A 12,948-nucleotide genomic window follows, 5' to 3' on the forward strand; every position below is an offset into this window, starting at 1 on the left:
GCGGGCGAATCCACCCCTGCGCCTAGTCGAGGCCCACCTCGGCCTGCAGCTGGGCGAGCGCGGCCGCCGCCGCGGACCGGACCTCGGGAGACTCGGGGTCGACCCCCTCGTCGAACTCGTAGACCCAGTGCAGGGCCGACCCGCCCGGGGCCCTCCGGGCGATCACCCGCACCCCCCGGCGCCCCGCGACCGGCACGTGGCGCTGCAGCACCACGCTGGCCGTCACCCGCTCGCGCACGAGCTCGACCAGCGGGCGCGGCTCGTCCAGGACCAGCTCGTGGGCCCGGCGGGGCTCGCCCCAGGCACCGACCTCGACGACCCGCAGCGTCTCGGCGTCGCCGTCCCAGTCGGCGGCCTCGACCTGCTCCCACGGAAGCCTCAGGACGTCGGCGTCGGGGCCGGCGACGTAGAAGGCCTCGCGCGAACCGGCGGCCACCCGCCCGTCGGAGGCGCCGCTCCAGGCCAGCGCCCGCTCCCCCGGGGCCACGACCAGGTGGGCGGGCGGGCGGGGACGACGGAACCGGATCGCGGGAAGCCTCACGCGCTCAGGCTCCCACGGCCTTCTCGCGCAGGTCGCGCCGGTGCTGCTCCAGGGCGACCAGCTCGCCGAACATCCGGTTGTACTCGACCGCCTGGTCGACCGGGTTGGTCCGCTGCAGCCGCGACTTCAGGTCGGCGATGCGACGCATCGCGGTCAGCTCGCGCAGCCGATGGACGTGGGCGTTGACGTAGGACTCCCCCGGCTCGCCCATCGACCGGACGGGCTCCACCCCCAGCTCGCTGATCGCGGAGGAGACCAGGGGGTTCTCGACCGCCCCCCGCACGCGGGCCGCCCAGCCGGGGTCCCCCGCCCCGCGAGCCGGCCCCCCGCCGGCGACGACCGCCTCCCACACGTGGCGGTACGTCGGGTGGCTGAAGTCGTCGGGCAGGACCGGGCCGACGGCGCGCGCCGCCGCCTCGGGGTGCTGCAGGACGAGCTTGAGGGTCTCCCGCTCGATGGAGAAGCGGGGGTCGCGCAGGTCGGGGAGCTCCTGGCGGGGGCGCGCGGCGGGGGCGCCGCCACGCCCGCCCTCCTCCCTGCCGCGGTCCGTGCCCCGGTCGGCACCACGGTCGCCGCGGCGGGCACCCCGGTCGCGGTCGCCGCCGGCGGCGCGCGCCGCGGCCCGCCGGACCTCGGCCCGCGCGTCGTCCACGTCCACGCCGATCATCGAGGCGAGCTCGCGGGTGAACGCCTCGACCTTGGACTTGTCCCTGATGCTGGAGACCAGCCCGGCCGCCTCGCGCAGCGCGTCCACCCGGCCGTCGGCCCGGTCGAGGTCGTAGCGGGAGAGCACGTTGCCCAGCACGAAGCGGTAGAGCGGCTGGCGGCGGGCGACGAGCTCGCGGACGGCCGCGTCCCCTTGCTGCACGCGCAGGTCGCACGGGTCGAGCCCCGAGGGCTCCACCGCGACGTAGGTCTGGGAGACGAAGTTCTGGTCGCCGCCGAAGGCGCGCAGGGCCGCCTTCTGGCCGGCGGCGTCGCCGTCGAAGGTGAAGATCACCTCGCCGCGGAACTCCTCGTGGTCGTGCAGGAACCGGCGCAGGACCCGCGCGTGGTCGTCGCCGAAGGCGGTGCCGCAGGTCGCCACGGCGGTGCCCACCCCGGAGAGGTGGCACGCCATCACGTCGGTGTAGCCCTCGACCACGACCGCCTGGGAGCTCCGCGCGATCTCGCGGCGCGCCAGGTCGAGCCCGTAGAGCACCTGGCTCTTCCTGTAGATCGGCGTCTCCGAGGTGTTGAGGTACTTCGCCTCGATCCGGTCGTCGTCGAAGATCCGGCGCGCGCCGAAGCCGATCGTGTCGCCGTTGGCCTCCCGGATCGGCCACATCAGCCGACCCCGGAACCGGTCGTAGGCCGACCGGCCCACCGCGACCAGCCCCGAGGTCGTCATCTCCTCCTCGGAGAAGCCGCGCTGCCGCAGCAGGCGCGTCAGCTCCTCGCCGCCACGCGGGGAGAACCCGACGCCGAACAGCTCGGCGGCGGCCTGGTCGAAGCCGCGCTGGGAGAGGAACTGCCGGGCCGCGAGGGCGTCCGCCCCGGCCAGCTGGTCGGCGTAGAACTCCTGGGCGACCTTGTGCGCCTCCAGGAGCCGGCCGCGGGCCGGACCCCGGGGCCGCTGCGGCGCCGGACCGTCGCCGTCCTCGCGGCGCAGCGCGACGCCGTACTTGTCGGCGAGCTGCTCGACGGCCTCGGAGAAGCCGAGCCCGTCGATCTTCATCAGGAAGCTGATGACGTCGCCGCCCTCCTGGCAGCCGAAGCAGTGGAAGAAGCCGCGGGAGGGGGTGACGTGGAAGGAGGGCGACTTCTCGTCGTGGAAGGGGCACAGCCCCTTGAGCGAGCCGCCGCCGGCCTTGCGCAGCGTCACGTAGGAGGCGACCACGTCGTCGATCCGGGCCTTGTCGCGCACCTGCGCGATGTCGTCTTCTCGGATCCGGCCGGCCACGGGCGGAGTCTACGGGGTTTGTCCCGCTGGGGGCCGGGGCACGGGGGACGCATGACCGCACCCCACACTCCCCCACCTCCCGGCGTGAGCGCCGGGGCGTCGAGCGAGCCCACGGTGGGCGCGCTCGTCCACGACCTCACCCAGCAGGTGCCAGACCTGATCCGCTCGGAGCTGCGCCTCGCCCAGGCCGAGATGGCCGCCAAGGGCAAGCAGGCCGGCATCGGCCTCGGGATGTTCAGCGCTGCCGGCCTCCTGGCCTTCTTCGGCTTCGGCGTGCTGCTGGCCGCGGCGGTCGCGGCCCTGGCGCTCGTCCTCCCGACCTGGGCGGCCGCCCTCGTCGTCGCCGTCGTGCTCCTCGCCGGCGCCGCCGTGGCCGGCCTGGTCGGCAAGAAGAAGGTCGCCGCCGCCGGGCCGCCCAAGCCCGAGCGGGCGCTGGAGGGGCTGAAGTCCGACATCGAGACCGTCAAGGGAGGACACCATGGCTGAGCAGGACGCACGGACCACCCCGGACACCGCCCCCTCTCCCGAGCAGCTCGAGGCCGACATCGAGCGCAAGCGGCTCGAGCTGGCGCACACCCTCGACCAGCTCGGCACCCGGCTCGACGTGAAGAAGCAGGTCCGCGACCGCGTCGAGCCTCAACACCTGGCCGTCGCCGGTGCCCTGGTGGCGACCCTGGTCGTCCTCGTGGTGTGGCGGCGCCGCCGGTGAGCCTCAAGAAGCTGGACGGGCGCTCCCTCAAGTACGTCGTCAAGCGGGCGGTGCACGAGTTCACCGACGACCAGTGCACCGACCTCGCGGCCGCCCTGACCTACTACGCCGTCCTCTCGATCTTCCCGGCGGCCATCGCCGTCACCGCCCTCCTCGGGGTCGTGGGGCAGGACCCCGAGAAGTCGGTCGACACCCTGCTCGAGGTCCTCGCGCCGCTGGTCTCCAACGACATGCTCGGGACGATCGAGCCCACCCTGCGCGACCTGGCCACCTCCCAGGGCGCCGGGATCGCCCTGCTCGCCGGTCTCGGCGGCGCCCTCTGGACGGCGTCGGGGTACGTCGGCGCCTTCTCCCGCGCGATGAACCGGATCTACGAGATCCCCGAGGGGCGGCCGTTCTGGAAGCTCCGCCCCCAGATGCTCCTGCTCACGGCGGTCTGCCTCACCCTGCTCGCGATGGTCCTGGTGATGCTCATCGTCTCCGGCGACGTGGCCCGCGCCATCGGCGACGTCATCGGGCTCGGCAGCACCGCCGTCACGGTCTGGGGCATCGCCAAGTGGCCGGTGCTGGCCCTCGTGGTGATGGTCCTCATCGCGCTCCTGTACTACTTCACCCCCAACGTGAAGCAGCCCAAGATCCGCTGGCTCTCCCCCGGCGCGGTCGTCGCCGTGGTGGCGGGGGTGCTCGCCTCGGTCGGCTTCACCTTCTACGTGGCCAACTTCGCCAGCTACAACAAGACCTACGGCTCGTTGGCCGGCGTGATCATCGCCCTGCTGTTCCTCTGGATCATGAACCTCGCCCTGCTCCTGGGCGCCGAGATCGACTCCGAGCTGGAGCGCGGACGGGAGCTGGAGGAGGGCGTCCCGGCCGAGGTCGACCTGCAGCTCCCCCTGCGCGACGACCGCAACGCCGACAAGGCCGCCGACAAGGAGCAGAAGCAGATCGACGAGGGCCGCAGCATCCGGCTCGCCTCCCGGGAGGACCCCCACGACGACCCGCACACGGCACCGGAGGCCGGGGAGACCTCCTCGCGCTGACGGGAGGCCCGACGGTCGCCCGCAGGACTGACGACCACGACTCACGACCACGACTCACGACCACGACTCACGACCACGACTGACGACCACGACGAAAGGTGGACACGATGATGAGGAAGACCATGCTGCTCCTGGCTGCCGGTGCCGGCTACGTGCTCGGCGCCAAGGCCGGGCGGGAGCGCTACGAGCAGATCCGCGGCGGCTTCAACACGGTGAAGCAGAACCCCAAGGTGCAGGCCGGCGCGCACCAGGCCGCCGACCTCGCCAAGGAGAAGGCACCCGTGGTCAAGGAGAAGGTGACGGAGGCCGCCGGTGCCGCCGCCGAGAAGGTGAAGCCGGGCGGCGGCTCGCACAGCAGCTCCGCGGGAGGCACCTCCGACCGGGACGACCTCGTCGAGCAGCTCAACCCGGAGAGCACGGCGCGCCAGGAGGACCCCTACCCCAAGGGCGACCTGCCCTGACCGAGCCGAGCCGGCTCCGGTCGCGGGGAGCGTCAGCCCGTGAGGGCGGCGTGCCTCGAGACGGCGCTCGCGTCGGTGAGGGAGGCCACCTGGTCCACCACGACCCTGAGGCGTCCCGCCTCGTCGACCGCCCCTTCCCAGTCCTCGGCGAAGGGGCGGTCGAGCGCGTCGGGGCCCCGTGACAGCAGGCCCTCCACCAGATCCGCCAGCAGCTCCCGCTGGCGCACCATGAGCGCGACGCGGTCGTCGGCGCTCATCACGTAGTGGGCGGCGATGCCCTTGAGCACCGCGATCTCCAGCCGGGTCCGCTCGGGCACCACGAGGTCGGCGCCGTACCGCACCAGTGGGCCCTCCGACGCCGCGAAGGTGGCCTCCTGGACGGCCCCGCAGAACCGCCCGATCAGGTCGCTGGTGAGGTTCTTGAGGGAGGCCAGCCCGCGGCGGCCGTGATCGTAGGCCGCGGTCGGCCAGCTCTCCACCGCACGCAGACCGGCCAGCACGTCGTCGAGGAGGTCGTCGTCGGCCTCGGGGGTGTACCAGTCGCGGACCGTCTGCCACAGGGCCTCGCGGTCAAGCCGGGTCAGGTCGACGCGTCCGGCGACCACGCCGTCCTCCACGTCGTGCACCGAGTAGGCGACGTCGTCGGCCAGGTCCATGACCTGCGCCTCCAAGCAGCGGGCGGGACCGTCGACCCCGCGACGCATCCAGTCGAAGACCGGCAGGTCGTCCTCGTAGACGCCGAACTTCACCACCACCCGGGGCGTCCCGTCGCCGTGCACCCCCTCGGGCGGGCTGGCGGCGGCCCGGGGCCAGGGGTACTTGGTGCAGGCGTCGAGCGTCGCGCGGGTCAGGTTGAGACCCACGCTGCGCCCGTGGTCGTCGAACGTCTTCGCCTCGATCCGGGTGAGCAGCCGCAGCGTCTGGGCGTTCCCCTCGAAGCCCCCGCACGCCCCGCTGAGCTCGGCCAGCACGCGCTCGCCGTTGTGGCCGAACGGCGGGTGGCCGAGGTCGTGGGCCAGCGCCGCGGTCTCGGCGAGGTCGGGATGGCAGCCCAGGGCTCGGGCGAGGTCGCGCGCGACCTGGGCGACCTCGAGGCTGTGGGTCAGCCGGTTGCGCACGAAGTCGTCGGTCTGCGGGCCCATCACCTGGGTCTTGGCCGCCAGCCGTCGCGAGGCCGAGGCGTGCACGACCCGGGCGCGGTCGCGCTCGAAGGCCTGCCGGACGGGCGCGTCCACGCGCTTCGGCGGCTCGGGGACGAGGCGCTCGCGAGCGGCGTCGTCGTACAGGTCGTCCATCGGGACGGAGGCTACCCGCCCGCGCCGACAGCGGCCGGCCGCAGGCCCGGTTGCAGGCCTAGTAGACCGTGACGTGCACGTGGTCGTAGTGGTTCGCCGTCGCGGAACCGCGGTCCGACATGCCGCGCCAGCCCTCGCCGCCGCGGTCCACCGACCAGATCTTCTGGGCGTAGATGAGGTACTCGATCCCGAGCTCGGCGTAGTTGGCGCGGAGGTACTCCGCGATCTCCCAGCCGAGCGAGCCGCTGACCATGATGTCGATGGCGCGCCCCTGGCCGTGCTCGCCGTCGCTGCGGAAGGTGCCGTAGGAGGTGATCTGCGGGAACCGCGCGCAGACCGCGCGGTGCACCTGCGTGATGCTGGGGTCGACGCCCGCGGGCACCGACGTGCCGTTGGAGCAGTCGCCGCTGATCCCGGCGAGGGGCTCGTCCTCGTCGAGGTAGCCGGCCGTGACCCAGCGGGGCTCCCCGCCGACCACGACCTCGACGCGCCCGTCGCGCTCCCGCCCGGTCACCAGGACGCGCTCACCGGAGTCGAGCACCCCGGTCTTCTCGGCCGTGCCGTCGGCGGCGGTCCAGAGATTCAGGTCCTCGGTGGTCCACAGGCGGGTGTCCGCCTGCCGCACGGCGAGCTGCGTCGCGCGGCGCTCCTTGCGCTCGGCCTCGCGCGACTCGGCAGCCCGCTCCTGGCGCTTCTGGGCGGCCCGGGGGTCGACCCGGCTGCGGCTGCGGCTGACCGGGGCGGAGCGCTCCGGGAGGGCGACGTCGGCGACCGACGCGCCGGCCAGGAGGTCGCGGGAGGGCTGGGGGTCCTGGGAGACCACGCCGAGGGTGACGGCGGTGGCGGTCGTCAGGAAGGCCACCGGCGCTGCCACGAGGGCGGCGCGGGCCAGGGGGCTGCGGGCATTGGTCTCCCGCGCGTGGCGGTGCTTTGCCACTGCGTTGGTCCTTTGCGGTTGCTGACTGGGGGTGCGCCCCCGGGCAGGTCGTGCCCGGGTGACGCGGTCGTCGAGTCAAGCACACTGTCGGACGGATCTAGACATTTCAACTGCCCGTCTCAGGGTGTCACCGCTCACCCGCCCGGAAACCGGACGTCGGCGACCCGGCAGCCGGGCGCCCGTCAGCCCCCCGTGGCCTCGTCGGCGTCCTCGCGCACCCGGCCGCCACGCCCGTCCGTGTCGTCGAGCCAGCCCTCGGGCAGGGCGACGCGCTTGCGCGGCGACCCCTGCCGGCCGCGCGGTGCCCCCAGCTCGGCGAGGGGGTACGGCTCGTCGCCGTCGAGCTCGGCGAGCAGCGCGTCGAGCCCGGCCAGCGACTCCACGAGGGCCAGGGCGTGACGCAGCGGGCCTCCGGCCCGGAAGCCCTTGAGGTACCAGCTCACGTGCTTGCGGAACTCCTTGCAGCCCCGCTCCTCGCCCATGTGCCGGCAGAGCAGCTCCGCGTGGCGGCGCATCATCACGCGGACCTCGCCGAGGGTGGGCAGCGTCGTGGGCTGCGGCTCCGCGGAGAAGGCCGCCGCGAGGTCGCGGAAGAGCCACGGGCGGCCCAGGCAGCCGCGACCGACGACCACCCCCGCGGCCCCGGTCTGCTCGACCATCCGCACGGCGTCCGCCGCCTCCCAGACGTCGCCGTTGCCGAGCACCGGGATGTCCACGTGCTCCACGAGGCGGGCGATGGCGTCCCAGTCGGCCGCGCCGGAGTAGGCCTGCTCGACCGTCCGGCCGTGCAGGGCGATCGCCTCGACCCCGCTCTCCTGGGCGATCCGCCCGGCGTCGAGGTAGGTGAGGTGCTCCTCGTCGAGCCCCTTGCGGGTCTTCATCGTGACGGGGACGCCGTACGGCGCCGTCGCGGCGACGGCCGCCTCCAGGATCTCGGCGAGCAGCCCCCGCTTCCACGGCAGCGCCCCGCCGCCGCCCTTGCGGGTGACCTTGGGCACCGGGCAGCCGAAGTTGAGGTCGACGTGCTGGACGCCGTGCTCGGCGCAGAGGATCTCGGCGGCCTTGCCGACGTACGCCGGGTCGGTGCCGTAGAGCTGCACCGAGCGGACCGTCTCGAGCTCGTCGAAGACCAGCATCTTCAGCGTGGTCTCGTCGCGCTCGACCAGCCCGCGGGAGGTGATCATCTCGCAGACGTAGAGACCCGCCCCCTGCTCGGCGCAGAGGCGACGGTAGGCGGCGTTGGTGATGCCCGCCATCGGGGCGAGCACCACGGGCGTCCCGATCCGCAGGTCACCCAGGACGAGCTCGGTGGGCAGGGCAGGGCTGGACATGTCGCCCATTGTCCCCGCCCCACCCACCCAGCAAGAATCTCCGAGCGGGGATCAGCAGCCGAGCAGGCGCTCGCCGAAGTAGCGGCTGATCCCGTCGAGGCTGATCCGCTCCTGGCTCATCGAGTCGCGCTCGCGCACGGTGACCGCGTCGTCCTCGAGGGTGTCGAAGTCGACGGTCACGCAGTAGGGCGTGCCGATCTCGTCCTGGCGACGGTAGCGGCGGCCGATCGCACCGGAGTCGTCGAACTCGACGTTCCAGTGCTCGCGCAGCTCGGCGGCCAGCGCCTTGGCCTTGGGGCTGAGGTCGGCGTTGCGGCTGAGCGGGAGCACCGCCACCTTGACCGGTGCCAGGCGCGGGTCGAGCTTGAGCACGGTGCGCTTGTCGACCCCGCCCTTGGTGTTGGGCGCCTCGTCCTCGGTGTAGGCGTCGACCAGGAAGGCCATGAGGCTGCGGGTGAGGCCCGCCGCCGGCTCGATGACGTAGGGCAGGTACCGCTCGTCGTTCGCCTGGTCGTAGTAGGAGAGGTCCTTGCCGGAGAACTCGCTGTGCTGCCGCAGGTCGAAGTCGGTGCGGTTGGCGATGCCCTCGAGCTCGCCCCACTCGCTGCCGGCGAAGCCGAACCGGTACTCGATGTCGGTGGTGCCCTTGGAGTAGTGGGAGAGCTTCTCCTCCGCGTGGGCGTAGTGCCGCAGGTTGTCGCGCTCGATGCCGAGGTCGACGTACCACTTGGTCCGCTCCTCGATCCAGTAGCGGAACCACTCCTCGTCCTCGCCGGGCTTGACGAAGAACTCCATCTCCATCTGCTCGAACTCGCGGGTCCGGAAGATGAAGTTGCCCGGGGTGATCTCGTTGCGGAAGCTCTTGCCGACCTGGGCGATGCCGAACGGCGGCTTCTGCCGGCTGGCGGTGACGACGTTGGCGAAGTTGAGGAAGATGCCCTGCGCGGTCTCGGGGCGCAGGAAGTGCAGGCCGGACTCGTCCTCGATCACGCCGAGGTAGGTCTTGAGCATCATGTTGAAGGCGCGCGGCTCGGTCCACGCGCCGCGGGTGCCGCAGTTGGGGCAGGCGACCGACTCGTTGATGTCGACCGAGTCGGGGTCGTCCAGGCCCTTCTTGGCGGCGAAGTCCTCCTGGAGGTGGTCCTCGCGGAACCGCTTGTGGCAGGACTGGCACTCGGTCAGCGGGTCGCTGAAGGTGCTGAGGTGGCCCGAGGCCTCCCACGTGCGGGTCGGCAGGATGACGCTGGAGTCGAGGCCCACGACGTCGTCGCGGCGGGTCACCATCGCCCGCCACCACTGGCGCTTGATGTTCTCCTTCAGCTCGACGCCCAGCGGTCCGTAGTCCCAGGCGGACCGGGTGCCGCCGTAGATCTCGCCGCACGGGAAGACGAATCCCCGCCGCTTGGCGAGCGAGACGACGTTGTCGAGGGCAGAGGGGGGCGGCTTGGCCACGCGGGGACTCCTGGTGCGACACGGCCGGCTGGCTGCCGGCCTCGAACGCTCAGGGTATCGATCGGCTCCGCTGCTCGTTGAGGGCGGCTCCCGGCACCACCGGCTCGTAGGCGCTGGGCTCGTCCACGGCCCGGCTGAGCAGCGGCACCGCCGTCATCTTCACCTCGTAGGACGAGAGCGCGCGGCGGTAGGAGCCGACGTCGCGCCACCGGGTGCTGAGCACCCACAGACCCGGGTCGTCCAGGTTGCGCCCGACGTCGCCGGCCACGAACCCCGGACGGCCGGCCAGGGTCTCCAGCGCCGTCTGCACCTCGACCCGGAAGCCCTCCTGCTCCCCCACCGGCACCCGGAACCTGTTCACCACGATCACCCCCCCAGCCTACGGCGTCCCGATTTGAGAACCGTTCTCGAAAGGGTGAGAATGGTTCTCATGTCACCGCGCCCCCTCCTGACCTCCGCGGCGATCGCCGCCGCCCTGCTTCTCCCCGGCTGCTCCGCCCTCGCCGAGGACCCCGCGGACGACGGCCGGGTCACCGTGGCCGCCGGCTTCTACCCGCTCGCCTGGGTCGCCGAGCAGGTCGCGGGCGAGCACGCCGAGGTCGTCTCGCTGACCCGCCCCGGCCAGGAGGCGCACGACGCCGGGATGTCCATCGAGAAGACGGCCGACCTCGCCGAGGCCGACCTGGTCGTGCTCAGCGAGTCGCTGCAGCCGGAGGTGGCCGCGAGCGCCCGGCAGAACGCACGCGGCAGCCTGCTCGAGGTCGCCGACGTCGTGGACCTGCTGCCGGCCGCCGAGCACGGGCACGGGGACCACGACCACGACGAGGACGGGCACGAGGAGGACTGGCACGACGAGGACGGGCACGACGAGGACGGGCACGAGGGGCACGACCACGGCGACGAGGACCCGCACTTCTGGCTGGACCCGCTGCGGATGGCCGACCTGGGTGATGCCGTCGCCGACGGGCTCGCGGACGTCGACCCCGAGCACGCCACCGACTACGAGACCGCCGCCGCTCGGCTCCGCGACGAGCTGACGACGCTCGACGGCGAGTACGCCGCCGGCCTGGCCGACTGCGAGCGCAGCACGGTCGTCGTCAGCCACGACGCCTTCGGCTACCTGGCCCGCTACGGGCTCACCTTCGAGCCGATCGCGGGCCTCTCCCCCGACGCCGAGCCGACCCCCGCGGACCTGCAGCACCTCCAGGAGCTGATCGGGACCGACGGCATCACCACCGTCTTCAGCGAGACCCTGGGCACCTCCGCCCTGGCGGAGTCGCTCGCCCGCGACGCCGGCGTCACGACGGACACGCTCGACCCGGTCGAGGGACCGGCGGCAGCCGGTGAGGAGTCCGACTACCTTTCCCTCATGCGCGACAACCTCGCTGCCCTGGTCCGGGCCAACGGATGCTGAGGCGACCCTCCAGCCCGGCCGACGGCGTGCCCGTCGCGCTGCGGAACGCCTCCGTGGTCATCGACGGGCGCCCGGTGGTCCGCGGCGCCGACCTCACCGTCGAGGCCGGCGAGTTCGTCGCCCTCATGGGGGCCAACGGCTCGGGGAAGTCCACCCTGGTGCGCGCGATGACGGGCCTGCGTCCCCTCGCCGGCGGCAGCGCGACGCTGTTCGACACTCCCCTGCCCCGGTTCCACGACTGGCACCGGATCGGGTTCGTGCCCCAGCGGGCCGGCGCCAGCTCCGGCGTCCCGGCCTCGGTCTGGGAGGTGGTCGGCTCCGGGCGGCTCAGCCGGCGCCGCCTCTTCCGGCCCCTCTCCGCCCACGATCGCCGCATCATCCACGACGCGATGGAGGTGGTCGGGCTCGAGGGGATGGCGCAGGCCGGGATCAGCACCCTCTCGGGCGGGCAGCAGCAGCGCGCCCTGATCGCCCGGGCGCTGGCCGGCGAGCCCGACCTCTTCCTGCTCGACGAGCCCACCGCGGGCGTGGACCTGCCCAACCAGGAGGCGCTCGCCCGGGCCCTGGCCACCCTCTCCGAGCGCGGCGCGACGATCGTCCTGGTGGCGCACGAGCTCGGCCCCATGGCCCCCCTGATCGACCGGGCCGTGGTGATGCGGCACGGCCGCGTCGTCTACGACGGGGCGCCGCTGGCCGACCACGAGGTGCACTCCTCCCACCTCGGGGAGGCGCACACCCACCACCACCACGGCGACCCGCGGATCGACCACGTCCCGGTCGTCGCCTCTCCCCTCGACCCGCCCGAGGAGGACGCGCGGTGACCGACCTCCTGGACCTCTTCTCGCTGCCCTTCATGCAGCGCGCCCTGCTCGCGGCGCTCTTCACCGGCATGGCCGTCCCCGCGGTCGGCACCTACCTGGTGCAGCGCCGGATGGCCCTGATGGGCGACGGCCTCGGGCACGTCGCGGTGACGGGTGTCGCGATCGGCCTCGTCACCGGCCTCGCGCCCACCTGGACGGCCGTCGTGGCGGCCGTCCTGGGGGCGGTCGCGATCGAGGTGATCCGCGAGCGGGGGCACGCCAACGGCGACCTCGCCCTGGCGCTCCTCTTCTACGGCGGCCTGGCCGGCGGCATCTTCGTCGCCGGCGTCGGCGGCGAGAGCACCGCGAAGCTGCAGCAGTACCTCTTCGGCTCCATCCTCAGCATCTCCCCCGGGGACGTCGCCTTCACGATGGGGCTGTCGGTGGTCCTCGCGGCGCTCTGCGTCGGCCTCGGTCCCCAGCTCTTCGCCGTGGCGCAGGACCACGAGTTCGCCAAGGTGGTGGGGCTCGACGTCCGCTTCTACAACCTCCTGGTCGCGGTCCTGGCCGCGGTCTCGGTGACCGCCGCCATGCGCACCGTCGGCCTCCTCCTCGTCTCCGCCCTCATGGTCGTCCCGGTCGCCACGGCCCAGCAGCTGACCCGGTCCTTCCGCACCACGCTCCTCCTCTCGATGGGCCTGGGTCTGGTCGCCTCGGTCGGCGGGCTGGTGGTCGCCGCGCTCGCCTCCTACGGCGCGGACGTCGCCCCGGGCGCCTCGATCGTGCTGCTCAGCCTCGTCCTCTTCGTGGTGACCTGGCCGGTCGGCGCGCTGCTGCGGCGGCGGCAGCGGCTCCGCCTGCCCTTCGCCGACGAGCCGGCCGACGACGTCCACCTGCCCGTGCCGGAGCACACGCACCAGCACGGCGAGGGCTGCGGGCACCGCGCCGTCGCCCACGGCGACCACGTGGACTACTTGCACGACGGCCACCGGCACGCGCCCCACGACTCCCACTACGACGAGCACTGAG

At 73.2% G+C, this 12,948-nt stretch carries 14 protein-coding genes; 7 read left to right on the forward strand and 7 right to left on the reverse strand.

Annotated features, from left to right (window positions below; genetic code table 11):
• Positions 1–22: 22 nt before the first annotated feature.
• The gene (locus DNK53_RS11430; RefSeq protein ID WP_110182483.1) at positions 23–541 is read right to left on the reverse strand and encodes a hypothetical protein; all 519 of its coding nucleotides are present in this window, start codon (positions 539–541) and stop codon (positions 23–25) included.
• Between the two features lie 4 nt (positions 542–545).
• Entirely contained in the window at positions 546–2,483 is a 1,938-nt protein-coding gene (dnaG, locus tag DNK53_RS11435) for a DNA primase (protein WP_110182484.1), read from the reverse strand.
• 51 nt (positions 2,484–2,534) lie between these two features.
• Between dnaG and DNK53_RS11440 the strand changes: the two genes are divergently transcribed.
• The 4 genes from DNK53_RS11440 (at position 2,535) to DNK53_RS17800 (ending at position 4,690) form a co-directional block, all read left to right on the forward strand.
• Positions 2,535–2,969: a phage holin family protein gene (locus DNK53_RS11440; protein WP_110182485.1), complete on the forward strand. Its 435-nt coding sequence runs from the start codon at positions 2,535–2,537 to the stop codon at positions 2,967–2,969.
• Positions 2,962–3,192, forward strand: coding sequence for a DUF3618 domain-containing protein (locus DNK53_RS11445; protein ID WP_110182486.1), 231 nt, complete (start codon positions 2,962–2,964; stop codon positions 3,190–3,192). Before DNK53_RS11440 ends, DNK53_RS11445 begins: the two co-directional genes overlap by 8 nt.
• Positions 3,189–4,229 carry a YihY/virulence factor BrkB family protein gene (locus tag DNK53_RS11450; protein ID WP_239456500.1) on the forward strand — a complete coding sequence of 347 codons (1,041 nt, stop codon included), beginning with the start codon at positions 3,189–3,191 and terminating at the stop codon, positions 4,227–4,229. The genes DNK53_RS11445 and DNK53_RS11450 overlap by 4 nt, the downstream gene beginning before the upstream one ends.
• Positions 4,230–4,336: 107 nt before the next feature.
• Entirely contained in the window at positions 4,337–4,690 is a 354-nt protein-coding gene (locus tag DNK53_RS17800) for a hypothetical protein (RefSeq protein ID WP_204163969.1), read from the forward strand.
• A gap of 32 nt (positions 4,691–4,722) precedes the next feature.
• Here DNK53_RS17800 and DNK53_RS11460 read toward each other — a convergent pair whose 3' ends face one another.
• From DNK53_RS11460 to DNK53_RS11480, 5 genes are all read right to left on the reverse strand, one after another.
• Entirely contained in the window at positions 4,723–5,985 is a 1,263-nt protein-coding gene (locus DNK53_RS11460) for a deoxyguanosinetriphosphate triphosphohydrolase (protein WP_110182488.1), read from the reverse strand.
• A gap of 58 nt (positions 5,986–6,043) precedes the next feature.
• A complete protein-coding gene (locus DNK53_RS11465) occupies positions 6,044–6,922 on the reverse strand; it encodes a VldE C-terminal domain-containing protein (RefSeq protein ID WP_110182489.1) in 879 nt (292 codons plus the stop codon).
• Between the two features lie 182 nt (positions 6,923–7,104).
• Positions 7,105–8,253, reverse strand: a complete 1,149-nt coding sequence (dusB, locus tag DNK53_RS11470) for a tRNA dihydrouridine synthase DusB (protein WP_110183117.1) — start codon at positions 8,251–8,253, stop codon at positions 7,105–7,107.
• 51 nt (positions 8,254–8,304) lie between these two features.
• Entirely contained in the window at positions 8,305–9,705 is a 1,401-nt protein-coding gene (locus tag DNK53_RS11475; protein ID WP_110182490.1) for a glycine--tRNA ligase, read from the reverse strand.
• 49 nt (positions 9,706–9,754) lie between these two features.
• Positions 9,755–10,075, reverse strand: a complete 321-nt coding sequence (locus DNK53_RS11480; protein ID WP_110182491.1) for an antibiotic biosynthesis monooxygenase family protein — start codon at positions 10,073–10,075, stop codon at positions 9,755–9,757.
• A 60-nt stretch (positions 10,076–10,135) separates the two neighbouring features.
• Between DNK53_RS11480 and DNK53_RS11485 the strand changes: the two genes are divergently transcribed.
• Genes DNK53_RS11485 through DNK53_RS11495 form a run of 3 tightly spaced genes read left to right on the forward strand, consistent with a single transcriptional unit; the run spans position 10,136 to position 12,947 of the window.
• A complete protein-coding gene (locus tag DNK53_RS11485; RefSeq protein WP_162599909.1) occupies positions 10,136–11,119 on the forward strand; it encodes a metal ABC transporter substrate-binding protein in 984 nt (327 codons plus the stop codon).
• Positions 11,113–11,940 (forward strand): metal ABC transporter ATP-binding protein, encoded by an 828-nt coding sequence (locus tag DNK53_RS11490; protein WP_110182493.1) that lies wholly within the window; start codon positions 11,113–11,115, stop codon positions 11,938–11,940. The genes DNK53_RS11485 and DNK53_RS11490 overlap by 7 nt, the downstream gene beginning before the upstream one ends.
• On the forward strand, positions 11,937–12,947 hold the full coding sequence (locus DNK53_RS11495; RefSeq protein WP_239456501.1) for a metal ABC transporter permease: 1,011 nt from the start codon (positions 11,937–11,939) through the stop codon (positions 12,945–12,947). The genes DNK53_RS11490 and DNK53_RS11495 overlap by 4 nt, the downstream gene beginning before the upstream one ends.
• Position 12,948 lies beyond the last annotated feature (1 nt).

Source organism: Nocardioides solisilvae (genome assembly GCF_003194625.1).
Classification (GTDB): domain Bacteria; phylum Actinomycetota; class Actinomycetes; order Propionibacteriales; family Nocardioidaceae; genus Nocardioides; species Nocardioides solisilvae.

Excerpts from the sequence above, each read along its gene's own strand:
- DNK53_RS17800 (WP_204163969.1), top strand. The coding sequence starts at position 4,337 with ATGATGAGGAAGACCATGCTGCTCCTGGCTGCCGGTGCCGGCTACGTG.
- DNK53_RS11485 (WP_162599909.1), top strand. The coding sequence starts at position 10,136 with ATGTCACCGCGCCCCCTCCTGACCTCCGCGGCGATCGCCGCCGCCCTG.
- DNK53_RS11460 (WP_110182488.1), bottom strand. The coding sequence starts at position 5,985 with ATGGACGACCTGTACGACGACGCCGCTCGCGAGCGCCTCGTCCCCGAG.
- DNK53_RS11490 (WP_110182493.1), top strand. The coding sequence starts at position 11,113 with ATGCTGAGGCGACCCTCCAGCCCGGCCGACGGCGTGCCCGTCGCGCTG.
- DNK53_RS11440 (WP_110182485.1), top strand. The coding sequence starts at position 2,535 with ATGACCGCACCCCACACTCCCCCACCTCCCGGCGTGAGCGCCGGGGCG.
- dusB (WP_110183117.1), bottom strand. The coding sequence starts at position 8,253 with ATGTCCAGCCCTGCCCTGCCCACCGAGCTCGTCCTGGGTGACCTGCGG.
- DNK53_RS11445 (WP_110182486.1), top strand. The coding sequence starts at position 2,962 with ATGGCTGAGCAGGACGCACGGACCACCCCGGACACCGCCCCCTCTCCC.